The sequence below is a fragment of the Buttiauxella ferragutiae genome (assembly GCF_022637515.1).
Lineage (GTDB): Bacteria > Pseudomonadota > Gammaproteobacteria > Enterobacterales > Enterobacteriaceae > Buttiauxella > Buttiauxella ferragutiae.
This window is the reverse complement of the sequence record NZ_CP093332.1, coordinates 2701993-2715331: the sequence shown is the minus strand read 5'-3', so window position 1 is coordinate 2715331 and position 13339 is coordinate 2701993. Positions and strand designations below refer to the sequence as shown.

Sequence of the window (13339 nt, the reverse complement as noted above, 5' to 3'; positions counted from 1 at the left end):
GATTTTACTGATTAATCATTTTAAATGATTGATGGAGCCATTATGGATCTACGTCACCTGAAGTATTTTTTAGCCGTCGCCGAAGAACGGCATTTTGGCCGGGCGGCGGAACGGCTCAATATTGTTCAACCTGCACTGAGCATGCAGATAAAATCCCTGGAAACTGAGCTGGGCGGCCCATTATTCATTCGCACCAGCCGTCGGGTCGAACTGACCGAAGCCGGGAAGCTTTTGCAAGCTGAAGCCGCACGGACTCTGGAGCAAATGGAACATACGCGCCTTGCCGTTGAGCGTTCTATTCGTGGTGAAACAGGCCGGGTGCGAATCGGCTTTGCCGGTAATGCCGTCTTCAGTGGCAGACTGATGCAGGATGTACGATCTTTTCACAAGGCTTATCCGGATGCTGAATTAATTTGCCAGGAACTGGCACCACAGCTTCAGCGTGAGGCCATCCACAACGGAACGCTGGATGTGGGTTATATGCCTGATTACTATCCGGATCATGACTCTGCTTTTGTCTATCAATCGGTGGGTCAATGGGGAAGGGTGGTTGTGATGTCCAGCGACCATAAACTCGCCGCTAAAGAGAGCCTGACCATAGACATGCTGGCCCATGAGCCCTTGATTATGTATTCAATAAACGATGTGGATTCACATCTGGATAGGCAATTACAAAGGCTGCTTGGCGATTCGCTAAATATTTCCTGGCGAATCTCCAGTTCACTTAGCGTCCTCGCCATGGCCGGAGCCGGGCTGGGTATCGCTTTGGTTCCTGCACCGCTAGCGCAGGTGGCGATCCCTGGTGTAGTTTATCGGCTTCTTGACGCGCCGGATCTATCAGCGAACCTGATGATGGTGAGCCGTAAACACGAACCGAGTGCCGCTGTGCTTGCTTATCTTAATCACACGCGGATAACGGCGCTGGCTTAAGTTTTCATGTTGGTATTTTTAAAAATTGGATTGTTTCTTAAAGAGATACCTTTTTTCATTGAACTTCTTTCAGGTGATATTTGTTATGAGTTTACGGTTTGAACGCTTCAATTTTGTATGCTCCATCATACTGTTCGTGATGTTGGCTATCCTGGCAACTTTGGGGTCAAAGTGGGGATTGATACGAAGCCTTGGAGGAGACGTTCTGGCTACGATGTGGATTTACTACTCGCTGGCTGCAATAGTCAAAGCGAAGCCATTTTTACTCACCTGTATTTCATTCCTGGCTGGCGCTGGAGTTGAGCTTTGTCAATTACTGGCCGTTAAGGCCGACTATCAATTCGAGAGCCATTTGCTAAGAGTCGTGTTTGGCTCCACACCGGATTGGTGGGATTTAGTGGCCTATGCAATGGGTGCCTTGATTTGTTTGGGATGGAATACTCGCGGCCACATAAGTTATTTAAAAGAAAAGATGCATAAGTCCAGGCATGAGTCTCAAAAATTATAGAACAGTCACTCCTCAAATTAAATATCCACAATTAGATGCTGCTATTGCTGAATAGAGAGAAAAGGGTGTTAAGTTGATTTTCTGCAGGATACAGGCATTAGGTGAAAGAAATATCTGACCTGTTTTAATAAGCCAGATTCATTAATCAGAAAGTTCAGAACTGTTTTTTTCGATCAACGTGATATCAATCGAGAAACTATATATTTCCCGGTTCGGCGGGCGCCATATGCTATTTCACGGTGACGTTGGGCCTTTTTCCCGTCAGTTCTGAGGCTGAGTCGGGAAGGGCCATCACCGGAAGCTGGGACGATTCAATCAATTTGAACGAACGGGATGAAAAACCAGCGGAAAATGCGCTGCGGAGGAACTCGATGAACACTTGTGACACCCGCGATGTATGTGCGGAATACGGGCGAATGATATAGAGCCATTCACCGAATACTTCTGTCGGTCTCCATTGCGGTAGGACTTCAACCAGGCTGCCAGAGTCCAGTGCTGACTGCGCGCTGAAGTCGGGTAAAAGCACTATCCCCATGCCTTCAATTGCCATATTGCGTAGTGCTTCGCTGTTGTTGACGGCTATTGGCCCCGCTATCGGCACGGTCACCTGGTTGGGATACACAGCGTCATTGCTCTGCGCGTTGTTAGCTGCAGGAACAAATATCCAGGTTGTGCTCCCCTGGGTACGTGGATAGTGTAAGCATGCATGCAACGATAACGCTTCCGGCGTCTCGGGCATGCCGCGTTCTTGAAGGTATGACGGGCTTGCGGCCAATACCGTGCGAGTGGGCGCAAGCGTCCATGCTACATGGGTCTCAGGAGGGGAGTCGGTGTGGCGAACCGCGATGTCGTATCCTTCCTGCGCCAGGGGCCGAATCCGATCGGACATGTCTAGCTCCAGTTGGATCTCGGGATAGCTACGCAGGAATTTGGGCAAGTGTGGCAATAGTTGCTGCCGTGCAAACGCGACAGGTGCGGTGACGCGCAATTTTCCCCTTGGTACCCCAGCCAAGTCTCGAACGCTCGCAAAACCCATAGCTATCTGCTCGAAGGCACCTTGTGTCGACATGACCAGTTGTTTACCCGCCTCAGTGAGCGTTGCGCTCCGGGTCGTCCTTTGCACCAGTGAGATACCCGCAGCTCTTTCGAGGTCAGCAATATGCTGGCTCATCGATGCCTTGCTAACACCGAGGTTGAACGCTGCTTTGCTGAAACTACCTTGTTCTTGCAGTACGGCCAGCCAATGCAAGTGTCTCCAGAATCCGTCCACTTCGTCCCGTTTCATAGCTCCATCCTTCAATGAAGTCGCGCCGGATTTTTCAAGTTGTAGTTATCCGTACGACAAAATTTTGAACAATGTGTTTGCGTTAGGATAGCTACCCACGCGTATGGGCGCAATCTACACTGTGCAAACACTGACCGTCACAGCTTTATTTATCAGGAGACAGTCCATGACTGGGTTCGTTTCTGTACGTGCCAAAAGAGCATTATGCAACGTTGGCCTAATCCAACCATAAACAGGAGAACAATATGCCTCTCATCAAATTTGACATCGTCGAAGGACGAAGTGAGAAAGAAATCAAGATAATGTTGGATGCTGCCCACCGAGCAATGCTGAAGGCATTCGATGTGCCTGAACGTGACCGCTATCAGGTGGTCAACGAACACAAGGCTTCACATCTCATTGCCGAGGACACTGGTCTGGGCATTGTCCGGACCAGAAATATTGTCATTGTCTCGGTCGTTTCTCGACCAAGAACGGAACAATCCAAGAAGACCTTCTATCACGAACTTTGCTGTGAGCTTCAGGAACACTGCGGAATTGCTCCAAGTGACGTCATGGTATCGATCACTATCAACTCCGATGCGGACTGGAGTTTTGGTCATGGAGTGGCACAGTTTTTGACCGGCGAACTGTAAATTTTTTCGTTTATATCCATCTGGTTCAACATCACGTTTTGCCATTAATAGATAGTTTTGCCTCGTGTGTATTCGTGTAAAAAAAGCCGTGGTTTTTCGAAAATCAGGCCTAACATTCATTCTAAGGGGATATATATGATTACCGTTATTGTGACAATGAAACTTAATAAGGCGATTACGAGAGAAGAAGGGAAAAAGATATTTCTTTCAACAGCGCCTCGATATAAGACGATCGAAGGTCTTGTGCGCAAGTACTACATCTTATCGGAGGACGGCATCTCCTCCGGTGGTGTATACCTTTGGACGACGAAGGCTGCAGCGGAGGCCTGGTATACGGACAGTTGGCACGAATTTATTAAGGAAACGTACAATACAACGCCTTCCATTACCTATTGGGAAAGCCCGGTAATCGTTGACAATATTCTTGGATGCACTACTTCTGACGATCAAAAGTTATAGATTTGACGGTATCAGAAAATACATTAGGAGAGACCAGGATGAGCAAAGCCTATTGGGTTACTTCGTACCGCTCTATTAAGGATCAAACTGTGCTTGCCGCTTATTCGGTACTTGCCACCAAGGCAATTGAGGCATCAGGAGGGCGGTTTATCATAAGAGGGATCGCAGAAGAGGTGCGGGAACAGGGAATGAAAGAGCGAACGGTTGTGATCGAATTCCCCAATTTCGCACAAGCGGTGGCTGCATATGAAGCTGCTGCATATCAAAAAGCTCTGGCAGTTCTAGGCAATGCGGTCGAACGCGACTTGCGCATTGTACACGCGGTTGAGTAAATAACTTCAGCTTGATGAGTTAATCGAGAAAGTTGTCGAGCGGAACGAACTGTTTATGGCCAAACAACTCGGAATCATCGATTGCGATTAACGTTGAGTAAGGTTGTTCAACCACCGTGGTGGCACGGTGGTTGAACTTACCTTACTAAAGCAGATGCAGATTTTTTGGCAGAACGGCCAGAGATTATGGAGGAAGGCAGAACGTGATGGTATCAGCGCTGGAGAAAGAACTTTCAGAGGCTATCAGCAACCAGGGCAATCAGGTTGATTAAACACTGGATTCTTCCTTAGCCTACCTTTGTCAAACCTCAATTAAACAGACCGTTATCTGGCTCAATTGAAATGACCATTAATCCTGTTTCTTTTCAATTAATCACTGTGTTTTGTTTAATACTGGATGCTGAATGAAATCATTACTGATAGTCTTTTTTCATACTGAAATAATGAGAAGATGGACGTTATGTTTCGATTTGAATTAACACCCAATAATGCCGGTATTATTTTATGGGGAGATACGGCAGCACTGGATGAATTACACCAGTTTATCCATTTCGTTGTGGACGAAAGTCCTCTGATAAAGATTAAAGATGGCTTTATGCTGGCCCTGGCCTATGACATCCGCAAAGCCCGGGAAGGTTGTCGCCGTACTGAGCAGTATCAGTATGAAGAAGGGGATTCCTATCAGCTTTATGGCGTGGAACTGTTATGGCCACTGGTCTTGCTTCAGTCTGCAATCCTCAGACGTTCAATGAGTTACATCCAGACAGATAAAAAACAGTTATCCATTATGTATGCATTCGAGCATCTTCTGGAGTCTGCTTTACAGGAGTTTCTGCCGGGTAACCGGGCAGAAGTGATGATAAAACTGGCCAGCAGCGCAGCTGACTCTGACTTTGAATGGCTTGAGGACAACATTGACAGCCGGTGTTGTTATTTCCTCAGTCAGCCACCTGCAAAGAGAAAAGAAAAACTGGATAAGATCCTTTGCTCCTTTGATTCACTATGGAGTCAATATGCCCGTGAAAAGCCGGATACAAAAATGCTGAATACCATGAATAATACGGAGTGGGTCTGGCCAGATACGATTCACTGGTAAGCACGGTATTAAGTTGTCGTCGCACTCATTAATAACGGTTGAATCAGCCAGGCTTTTTGCCAAAGATTTGCTCAGAACGCGACTGAAGCTTCTTCAGGGCTTCAAGCATGTCATTTTTAGCCGGTGCCGCAGCAACATGGCCATCCACTCAGCATAATCGCGCACAGACTGCGGAAGTGATGATAAGCCATTCAGGAACGCGACGAAATACCGGAATTTTTTCCGGTGGTTGTCGGGTTGGGCAAGCCGGAGGCGCGTCAGCATGTGAGCAACCATGACCAAAAAGCTGTAATTCCCGTCTATCTCTACCTTGGTGCGCATAATGTATATTATGTTAAATTGCCTGCAAAGGTCCTTTACTTCATGAACCAAGATGGTTCGCATAAAATCATAGGGTTAAGTCCCCTCCACATCTTTCGGAAGTTTAAAAAATAATGTTCGCTCCTGCGTTTGCAATGGTTTAAAACCATGATGAATATAGAATTGTTTGGCTTCTTCAGTAAGTGCATGGACCATAATGGCCCGGACACCGATATTATCGGCCACCCTGTAGCATCGCAGTACTGCATCGTGAAGCAGATCGGCTCCCAGACCTTTTCCCCGGAAAGAAAGGTCCACTGCCAGACGCGCAAGTATAATAACGGGTATTGGGTCCGGCATATTACGACGAAGACCACCCGTAGCTTCGGTATGGTTGACACTTCCAGTTGCCAGTGAGTAAAAGCCCGCTACTTGTTTCGATTCCTTCTTACAAATGACAAACGTCCTTGCAGCTCCGTAAGCGTGGTTTTTTAACCCTCTTTGCTTTAACCAATCATCAAGAACTGACTCTCCACTCACGAATTCCGCTAGCTGATGAGAACTTGTCAGAGGCTCAGGAGCTGTTACTAGTCCCACTGAGGCTTCCTTGCGAGTAATTTCTTAACGGCTGGGTCATCTGAAAGCGGAGCATCAAGCATATCTATGAACTCAGCGTATTGTTCGTCATTAAAATTGAATACACGTCGATCAAGTATCACATTCTCTGCCGCCTGACAGGCCATTTCCAATATAAAGTCTGTTCGCGATTTATGGAGGATCTCGGCGGCTGCATCAATGAGCGCCCGCTGGGATTCCTTAGCTCTAAGGTTGAGTTGAACATCTGATTTCATATAAAAACTCCATGTGTGGTGATTACTTTATCAGCATAACACAAGAGCAATGTATAGCAATTGCTATACATGTAAGTTGGCAGAATACCAGTGCTTCATCTGAGCTCGCATGAATCAAGATAATTACTTATTTTTGAAAGATAAAATCCAAATTTAGCTGCCCACCTAAGGCAGGCAGCTTTTCCACACTTTTGAGAGTTAAAATACTTTTGATGAAAAATCGGATTTCACTTCACTTTCTATATAAGTGTTCAGGCCCCAACCAGCACGCGCCAACTCTTTCATCTTCTCCAGGCGCTCGGGTCCAGGGTGGCGAAGATCGTAGAGATACACATGATTATTTTTGAAGCGCACTTTAATTGAGTTGGCATCAATCTGGAAACTGACAACCTGTGAGTCACCACTTATGTTCGCGTAATTTTCCATACTGCATCCTGTTGGCTAAAGCGCCTGAACTTGGCGAGTTACCTATTAACCACGTTCCGCGTTGTTTTACAGGGTGATAGCTCACGATTTGGTGAGAAGCCCGTTGAAGTGACTAACTCAACGCCACTATCTCTTCATATAACGCCAGCGGCAACTCCACACCGAACTGCTCACTGTGTTGACGCGCTTTAAAACGCCGCTCGCCTGGGATTCTGGCTCCTTGTGCGGCCATATCGTTAAAGAGAACTTCTGCTCGGGCTAAATGCATCTCTTTATCCGCACCCAGAAAACGCTCAGGATCCATGGCAATAATCAGTTCTCCGCCATAAGGCGAAGAACCGCTCTGTTGGTCGTATGCCAAAGATTCTTTACTGGTCATATCACCAATCAATGGCCCGGCAATCAGTTCGACCATCGCCGCCAATGCCGAGCCTTTATGCCCCCCAAATGTCAGCATGGCACCTTGCAGCACACTGGCGGCGTCGGTAGACGGTTGTCCATGGCTGTCGATTCCCCAGCCTTCAGGTAACGGTTTATTCGCCCGGCGATGCAGTTCAATTTCACCGCGTGCGGCAGCGCTGGTCGCCATATCAAACACAAACGGTGCTTTACCCTGGCGTGGCCAACCAAAAGCTATCGGGTTGGTGCCAAATAGCGGTTGGTTCCCGCCAGCGGGTGTAACCCAGGCATGGCTTGGGGTGCAGGCCAGCGCCACCAATCCTTGCTCGGTCAGCGGCTCAATGTCTGCCCACAGCGCAGAAAAATGAACGCAATGGTTGATAGCCAGCGCAGCAATACCGCAGTGACGTACTTTATCGATAAATACAGGCAATACCGCTTGATAAGCCAGCAACGAGAAACCACCCTGCGCATCGACACGTAAAATCGCTGGCGCGTTGTCGATGAGGGTCGACTCCGCATCTGCTGCTACCTTCCCTGCTTTCAATGAGCGAACGCATCCCAGCACCCGATACAAACCATGAGAATGGCAGCCATCGCGCTCTCCGGCGGTGACGTTCTTTGCCACCGCGTCGGCATGTGCGGCGCTGAAACCATTACGCAGCAAAGCTTGATACGCCAGTTGATAAGCCTCTACCAGAGTCAATTTAACGGTTGATGTCATTGCCCTTTCCTCCCTTAGCATCACTCTTCTTCATCCCCGACGAAATTCGCCTTAGGCAAACAAGTGTAAGCACCCCAGTAATAAATCAGCAGTGCGATGCCCGCCACCAGTAAGGTATCCCACGGGTGACCAATCGCATTAATGCCGCCAAAACTGCCCAGATAAGAAGCCACAATGATCAACGCGTAGAACGCGATCAACCACAGTGAGGACCAGACCTGCTGCTTAAGGCTAACGTTATGAGTCGGCACTTTATTTTTAAACAGAATATAGACAAAGAACATCACGATTTGCAGGCCAAGCAGCCAGGACACGGTATTCCAGCCAGACCAGTAAACGATCAATGCCGAAATGATGAACGACACCGGCCCTAATACACAAAAGCCTCTGACAAAGAACGGACGCGGCATATCCGGCGCATTGCGGCGCAAACCAGCGGCGGTAACCGGAGCAATGGCATAGCTCAGAACCAGTGCGGCAGAAACGACGCCAATTAACTTTTCCCATGACGGGAACGGCAACGTCCAGAAGATAGAAAGCCCGAACGTTAACCACAGCGCCGGACGCGGAATACCCGACTCGCCATCAACACGGGTGAAAACTTTGAAGAATGTCCCTGCCCGCGCCCAGCCATAGATCACGCGCGGCGTGGCATTCATATAGATGTTGCCAGTACCGCTTGGCGAAACAATCGCGTCGCTCACCACCAGGAAGGCCAACCACCCCATCCCTAGCGTCACGGCAATATCACGGTACGGCAGCGAAAAGTGCTGGCTGATACCTTGCCAGCCACCACTCAGCAAATCGGCAGGAATACTGCCGAGGAAGGCCAGTTGCAACAGCACATAGATAATCGTGGAAAGCACCACCGACAAAATCAGAGCGATCGGGATAGTTTTCTGCGGGTTTTGTACTTCGCTGGCCACCGAAATAATCGGCGTCAGCCCCAGATACGCGAAGATGATGCCACCGGCAGAAATTGCCGCTTCCACTCCGGCCGAACCAAATGGCGCAAAGCCCTGGCTGTGTAAGTTTTCAGGTTTGAAGAATGTGAACAGCACCACGATCACCAGTACCGGCACAATGAACTTGAGGATGCTGATCAGGTTATTGGATTTAGCAAAGGTTTTGACACTGTAGTAATTCAGCACAAAGAAAATACACAGCAAGATGAATTGCGCCACCCAACCGATCATTGTGGGGTCACCGGAACCAGGCTTACTTAGCGACGGGAACCAGGCCGCGGCATATTGCCGGGCGGCAACGATCTCTATCGAGATCAGGCTGGAAAATGCAATCAGGGTGATAAACCCCAACAAATACCCCATCAGTTCCCCGTGGGAAAATACCGGATAACGAATGATGCCACCGGCGCGAGGAAGTGCAGCACCCAGTTCGCAATAAACAATGCCGAGTAACAGCACGGCCACGCCGCCAATCAACCACGAATAGATCCCTGCCGGCCCCGCGATGGAAGCAACATGACTGGCGGCGAACAACCATCCGGAACCAAAAATTGCACCCAAACCGATAAACGTCAGATCGGTAAGGGTCAGCTGCTTTTTAAATTTGCCCTGTGTTGTCATGGTAGTACCTTTCCAATGATTTATTGACCGGCAGGCGAATGGAGGGCTGCGCGAGTGTATTCACCGTTAACTAAGCGCAGCAGATTCAGCGGATTGCTGTCCTGCAATGCTGGCGGTAACAGTGCGGCCGGGTAGTTTTGCAGGCAGACCGGGCGCAAAAAACGCTCGATGGCCAGGGTTCCGACCGAGGTACCACGCGCATCGCTAGTCGCCGGATAGGGGCCGCCGTGCACCATGGCTTCACAGACTTCCACACCGGTTGGGTAGCCGTTAAACAACACTCGCCCCGCTTTACGGGTGAGTAATTGCGCCAGTGAACTCGCCTCAGCCAGGTCTTCTTCATCGGCCAATAACGTGGCGGTCAGTTGCCCTTGCAGGTTATCCAGCGCGGCAAGCAACTGCTGCCGGTCGGCAACTTCCACCACTATGGCCACCGGGCCAAAGACTTCTTGCTGCAACAAAGGGTCGGCGTTGAGAAGCAAATTGCTTTCGGCCTGATACAACTGAGCGACCGCCAGATGGGCTTGTTCTTCCCGGCTCCCTGCCAAATGCCGAAGCTGCGGATGCCTTTCTAATGCTTGCAAACCACTCAGATAATGGTCGCGGGTACCGGCATTCAACATTGGTTGTGGTGAGCAAGCACTAACATGGTTTTGCAAATCGGCGATCAACTGGCTGAAGGCCGCGCTGCGCTGGCCAATAATTAGCCCTGGCTTAGTGCAGAACTGGCCGCAGCCCAGCGTGAAAGAGGCAACCAACTCCTGGGCTATCTGTTTGCCACGCTGAGCCAGCGCTTGTGGCATAACCACCACGGGGTTGATGCTCGACATTTCGGCAAACACCGGAATCGGTTGTGGGCGCTGCATCGCTAAATCAAATAATGCCCTGCCACCTTGCAATGAACCGGTAAAACCCACCGCCTGGATTGCCGGGTGTTTCACTAAGTCTGCGCCGATACTGCCGCCGAATACCATGTTGAAAACGCCCGCTGGCATCTGCTGTTTTTGCACTGCACGCTCAATCGCTTGCGCGGTCAACTCAGCGGTGATCATATGGCCGCTATGTGCCTTGAACACCACCGGGCAACCGGCAGCCAACGCAGCAGCGGTATCGCCACCGGCGGTAGAAAACGCCAGCGGGAAGTTGCTGGCACCAAACACTGCAACTGGGCCAAGTGCAATGCGGTACTGCCGTAAATCAGGTCGCGGCAACGGAGTTCGGTTTGGTAATGCGCAATCAATCCTTGCCGCGTGCACGCGGCCACTGCGCAACAGTTCGGCAAACAAACGCATCTGCCCGCTGGTTCTGCCGCGCTCACCGTTCAGACGAGCGAGAGGCAAAGCGGTTTCCTGTGCGGCAAAAGCAAAAAAGTCTTCTCCCAACGCATCCAGCTCATCGGCGATAGCCGCCAGAAAATCAGCGCGCTGCTCGGCACTGGTTTGTGAATAAATATTGAATGCCTGGGCAGCAGCTTGTGCTGCGGCATCCACCTCTGCCGGGCTGGCTTGATAAAAACGATAACCAGTTGGTTGATTATTATCGGCCCGCAGGCTGATGAGTTCGGCGTCACCACTGGCTATCCGCTGCCCGGCAATAAACTGTTTACCGCTAAGGTTGTAAGTGCTGTGAGTCGGCATCGGTTTCCCCTGTTCGATTGCCCGATAAAGCCCGGTGAAATGCCGGGCCGTCATGGAGGATTACAGGCCGACGTCAGGCAGAGTCGGACGGTTAGCCAGAGCGGCGTCGATAATTGCCGTCACCTCTTGCAGAGTTTCACCCTGCAATGCCAAACGTGGTGGGCGGGTCACCGCGCTGCCACGGCCCACGCGCTCTTCGCACAGTTTGATACACTGCACCAGGTCCGGACGGGCATCCAAATGCAGTAACGGCATAAACCAGCTATACAGTGCCAGGGCTTCTTCGAAGCGTTTTTGCTTCGCCAGGCGGAACAAGGTTTCCCCTTCGCGTGGGAAAGCATTCGACATGCCAGAGATCCACCCTTCTGCACCCACGGCAAGGCTTTCCAGTACCACATCGTCCAGTCCGGCGAATAGCACGAAGCGGTCACCTACCGCATTGCGTAAATCGATAAAGCGGCGGGTATCGCCAGAGGAGTCTTTGAAACAGACGATGTTGTCGCAATCGACCAGCGTGGTCAGGATGTCTGGCGTGACATCGTTTTTATAAATTGGCGGGTTGTTGTAAACCATGATCGGCAGGTTGGTGGCACTGGCTACACTGCGGAAATGTGCGGCGGTTTCGTGTGGTTTGGATGAATAAACCAGTGCTGGCATCACCATGACGCCGTCGACACCGGCTTTTTCTGCTTCACGCGCCATATTCTGTGCAAAGGCAGTGGTGAATTCGGCAATCCCTGCAATAACAGGCACTTTGCCTTGTGCGGCGTCTTTCGCCACCTCGATCACTGCCAGTTTTTCCTGCATCGTCATGGAGGTGTTCTCACCGACAGTGCCGCAAACCACCAGGCCAGACACACCGTCTTTGACCAGGTTTTTAATCACCGCATGGGTGGCATCAAGATCCAGAGAATAATCGTTACGAAATTGAGTACTGACCGCAGGGAACACACCGCTCCAGTTAATCGCTTTATGGCTCATCGTGTTTGTCCTTTCGCCTGAATTGTTAATTGATGGTTAATATTTGGTGAAATTCGAGAACAGATTGACCTGATTTCTCAGTAGCGGCTTGACGGTTTTCACCGAATGCGAGGACGAAATTGGCACAATGCTAGCGGGCTGCGCGCAGCAAAAGCACTGACGCAGCCACATCATAAAAGTATTAACTTCAGGGGATTAGGGAACTAACGTGGCACGAAAATCGCGAGGGGTGGAGCCGGTCATGGCTTTAAACTGGCGGCTGAAGGCGCTGTGATCGGTATAACCGCACTGGATAGCGATATCGGTAATCGGCAGATCGCTGGCTAACAGTTCGGTGGCCTTCTCCAGCCGGACTTTGTGGATCATCTGGCGCGGCGTCAGGTGGAAAATACGTTTGCAGTAACGCTCAATTTGCGCAACCGAAAGACCGGTCAGCGCCCTTAACTCATCCATTGCGATTGGCCGGTCATAATGCTGGCGGATATAGACATCCAGTGCCGCCAGGCGTTGATAAGCCGGGTGATTGGCCTTCGCTTCCTGCAAGTCGTGTGAAATCCCGGCCATGCCGATAATCTTGCCCTGCCGGTCATACAGCGCCAGCTTTTGCGTCAGACACCAGCCGGTTTCACGGCCACTGTACAGGTGCATTTCAAGCTGATCCTGAATCTGCACACCGTGATGTAATACCCGAAGATCTTGCTCGGTATAGCCTGAACCTAACTGGGTCGGGAAAACATCTGCCGACGTTTTACCTAATAGCGGTGTCACCGTTTTAAAACCACAACGTTTGGCTAATGTGAGGTTCGCCAGCAAATAGCGCGCCTGCTTGTCTTTAATAAAGAACACCACATTGGGAATAGCGTTTAGCAGCGGGGCAATCAATGCCAGTGAATTCAACATACTACGTAACGAACTGGGGCGCTGCTGTGCCAGTCCATCACAGAGCAATTTGAGTTGATCGACAGCAAAGCACTCTTCCGCTTCTGGCTCAGGAAGACAGGGAGCCTGCGGAGGAGCCTTCAAACCAGGGATTAATTGCATCGCAATACCTTTTCCCGCGAGTGGTTGCAGTGGGTTATTTTTAACTCCATTGGATCAATATTAACTTTTCTTTAACTTATCAAGCGCGTTATAGCGAATATGCGGATTGCCACAAACTTTTGTTCTTTCAATGGTGAGTTACGTGATGT

At 50.1% G+C, this 13339-nt stretch carries 16 protein-coding genes; 7 read left to right on the top strand and 9 right to left on the bottom strand.

The annotated features are described in order from the left end of the window. The first annotated feature begins 42 nt into the window (after window positions 1-42). Together MNO13_RS12565 and MNO13_RS12560 are read left to right on the top strand one after the other, a co-directional pair. Complete coding sequence (locus MNO13_RS12565; RefSeq protein WP_241938803.1) at window positions 43-930, top strand: LysR substrate-binding domain-containing protein; 888 nt, start codon at window positions 43-45, stop codon at window positions 928-930. A gap of 85 nt (window positions 931-1015) precedes the next feature. After that, a complete protein-coding gene (locus MNO13_RS12560) occupies window positions 1016-1438 on the top strand; it encodes a ribosomal maturation YjgA family protein (protein ID WP_241938802.1) in 423 nt (140 codons plus the stop codon). Between the two features lie 229 nt (window positions 1439-1667). Here MNO13_RS12560 and MNO13_RS12555 read toward each other — a convergent pair whose 3' ends face one another. Then, window positions 1668-2723 (bottom strand): LysR family transcriptional regulator, encoded by a 1056-nt coding sequence (locus tag MNO13_RS12555; RefSeq protein WP_083963377.1) that lies wholly within the window; start codon window positions 2721-2723, stop codon window positions 1668-1670. A 245-nt stretch (window positions 2724-2968) separates the two neighbouring features. Here MNO13_RS12555 and MNO13_RS12550 point away from each other — a divergent pair, with 245 nt between their 5' ends. From MNO13_RS12550 to MNO13_RS12530, 5 genes are all read left to right on the top strand, one after another. Beyond that, window positions 2969-3358, top strand: coding sequence for a tautomerase family protein (locus tag MNO13_RS12550; protein ID WP_241938801.1), 390 nt, complete (start codon window positions 2969-2971; stop codon window positions 3356-3358). A 135-nt stretch (window positions 3359-3493) separates the two neighbouring features. Further along, the gene (locus MNO13_RS12545) at window positions 3494-3817 is read left to right on the top strand and encodes a hypothetical protein (protein ID WP_237931110.1); all 324 of its coding nucleotides are present in this window, start codon (window positions 3494-3496) and stop codon (window positions 3815-3817) included. A gap of 38 nt (window positions 3818-3855) precedes the next feature. Then, on the top strand, window positions 3856-4149 hold the full coding sequence (locus MNO13_RS12540; protein WP_064546708.1) for a DUF1330 domain-containing protein: 294 nt from the start codon (window positions 3856-3858) through the stop codon (window positions 4147-4149). A 460-nt stretch (window positions 4150-4609) separates the two neighbouring features. Then, the gene (locus MNO13_RS12535) at window positions 4610-5245 is read left to right on the top strand and encodes a DUF6904 family protein (protein WP_237931108.1); all 636 of its coding nucleotides are present in this window, start codon (window positions 4610-4612) and stop codon (window positions 5243-5245) included. A gap of 107 nt (window positions 5246-5352) precedes the next feature. Beyond that, on the top strand, window positions 5353-5523 hold the full coding sequence (locus tag MNO13_RS12530; RefSeq protein WP_157092953.1) for a hypothetical protein: 171 nt from the start codon (window positions 5353-5355) through the stop codon (window positions 5521-5523). Window positions 5524-5641: 118 nt separating this feature from the next. Here MNO13_RS12530 and MNO13_RS12525 read toward each other — a convergent pair whose 3' ends face one another. The 8 genes from MNO13_RS12525 to MNO13_RS12490 form a co-directional block, all read right to left on the bottom strand. Further along, window positions 5642-6142 (bottom strand): GNAT family N-acetyltransferase, encoded by a 501-nt coding sequence (locus MNO13_RS12525; RefSeq protein ID WP_232885866.1) that lies wholly within the window; start codon window positions 6140-6142, stop codon window positions 5642-5644. Continuing rightward, window positions 6133-6396 carry a type II toxin-antitoxin system TacA family antitoxin gene (locus tag MNO13_RS12520; protein ID WP_237931104.1) on the bottom strand — a complete coding sequence of 88 codons (264 nt, stop codon included), beginning with the start codon at window positions 6394-6396 and terminating at the stop codon, window positions 6133-6135. Before MNO13_RS12520 ends, MNO13_RS12525 begins: the two co-directional genes overlap by 10 nt. 198 nt (window positions 6397-6594) lie before the next feature. After that, a complete protein-coding gene (locus MNO13_RS12515) occupies window positions 6595-6822 on the bottom strand; it encodes a hypothetical protein (protein ID WP_064546700.1) in 228 nt (75 codons plus the stop codon). 112 nt (window positions 6823-6934) lie between these two features. Continuing rightward, window positions 6935-7945 carry an Ldh family oxidoreductase gene (locus MNO13_RS12510; protein ID WP_241938800.1) on the bottom strand — a complete coding sequence of 337 codons (1011 nt, stop codon included), beginning with the start codon at window positions 7943-7945 and terminating at the stop codon, window positions 6935-6937. Window positions 7946-7965: 20 nt separating this feature from the next. Further along, window positions 7966-9531, bottom strand: a complete 1566-nt coding sequence (locus MNO13_RS12505; protein ID WP_064546695.1) for an APC family permease — start codon at window positions 9529-9531, stop codon at window positions 7966-7968. Between the two features lie 20 nt (window positions 9532-9551). Then, window positions 9552-11168, bottom strand: coding sequence for an aldehyde dehydrogenase (NADP(+)) (locus tag MNO13_RS12500; protein WP_241938799.1), 1617 nt, complete (start codon window positions 11166-11168; stop codon window positions 9552-9554). 60 nt (window positions 11169-11228) lie between these two features. Next, window positions 11229-12149: a dihydrodipicolinate synthase family protein gene (locus MNO13_RS12495; RefSeq protein WP_064546691.1), complete on the bottom strand. Its 921-nt coding sequence runs from the start codon at window positions 12147-12149 to the stop codon at window positions 11229-11231. 195 nt (window positions 12150-12344) lie between these two features. Then, entirely contained in the window at window positions 12345-13190 is an 846-nt protein-coding gene (locus tag MNO13_RS12490) for an AraC family transcriptional regulator (protein ID WP_064546689.1), read from the bottom strand. Window positions 13191-13339: the final 149 nt, after the last annotated feature.

Excerpts from the sequence above, each read along its gene's own strand:
- MNO13_RS12565 (WP_241938803.1), top strand. The coding sequence starts at position 43 with ATGGATCTACGTCACCTGAAGTATTTTTTAGCCGTCGCCGAAGAACGG.
- MNO13_RS12560 (WP_241938802.1), top strand. The coding sequence starts at position 1,016 with ATGAGTTTACGGTTTGAACGCTTCAATTTTGTATGCTCCATCATACTG.
- MNO13_RS12555 (WP_083963377.1), bottom strand. The coding sequence starts at position 2,723 with ATGAAACGGGACGAAGTGGACGGATTCTGGAGACACTTGCATTGGCTG.
- MNO13_RS12550 (WP_241938801.1), top strand. The coding sequence starts at position 2,969 with ATGCCTCTCATCAAATTTGACATCGTCGAAGGACGAAGTGAGAAAGAA.
- MNO13_RS12545 (WP_237931110.1), top strand. The coding sequence starts at position 3,494 with ATGATTACCGTTATTGTGACAATGAAACTTAATAAGGCGATTACGAGA.
- MNO13_RS12540 (WP_064546708.1), top strand. The coding sequence starts at position 3,856 with ATGAGCAAAGCCTATTGGGTTACTTCGTACCGCTCTATTAAGGATCAA.
- MNO13_RS12535 (WP_237931108.1), top strand. The coding sequence starts at position 4,610 with ATGTTTCGATTTGAATTAACACCCAATAATGCCGGTATTATTTTATGG.
- MNO13_RS12530 (WP_157092953.1), top strand. The coding sequence starts at position 5,353 with ATGTCATTTTTAGCCGGTGCCGCAGCAACATGGCCATCCACTCAGCAT.
- MNO13_RS12520 (WP_237931104.1), bottom strand. The coding sequence starts at position 6,396 with ATGAAATCAGATGTTCAACTCAACCTTAGAGCTAAGGAATCCCAGCGG.
- MNO13_RS12515 (WP_064546700.1), bottom strand. The coding sequence starts at position 6,822 with ATGGAAAATTACGCGAACATAAGTGGTGACTCACAGGTTGTCAGTTTC.
- MNO13_RS12510 (WP_241938800.1), bottom strand. The coding sequence starts at position 7,945 with ATGACATCAACCGTTAAATTGACTCTGGTAGAGGCTTATCAACTGGCG.
- MNO13_RS12505 (WP_064546695.1), bottom strand. The coding sequence starts at position 9,531 with ATGACAACACAGGGCAAATTTAAAAAGCAGCTGACCCTTACCGATCTG.
- MNO13_RS12500 (WP_241938799.1), bottom strand. The coding sequence starts at position 11,168 with ATGCCGACTCACAGCACTTACAACCTTAGCGGTAAACAGTTTATTGCC.
- MNO13_RS12495 (WP_064546691.1), bottom strand. The coding sequence starts at position 12,149 with ATGAGCCATAAAGCGATTAACTGGAGCGGTGTGTTCCCTGCGGTCAGT.
- MNO13_RS12490 (WP_064546689.1), bottom strand. The coding sequence starts at position 13,190 with ATGCAATTAATCCCTGGTTTGAAGGCTCCTCCGCAGGCTCCCTGTCTT.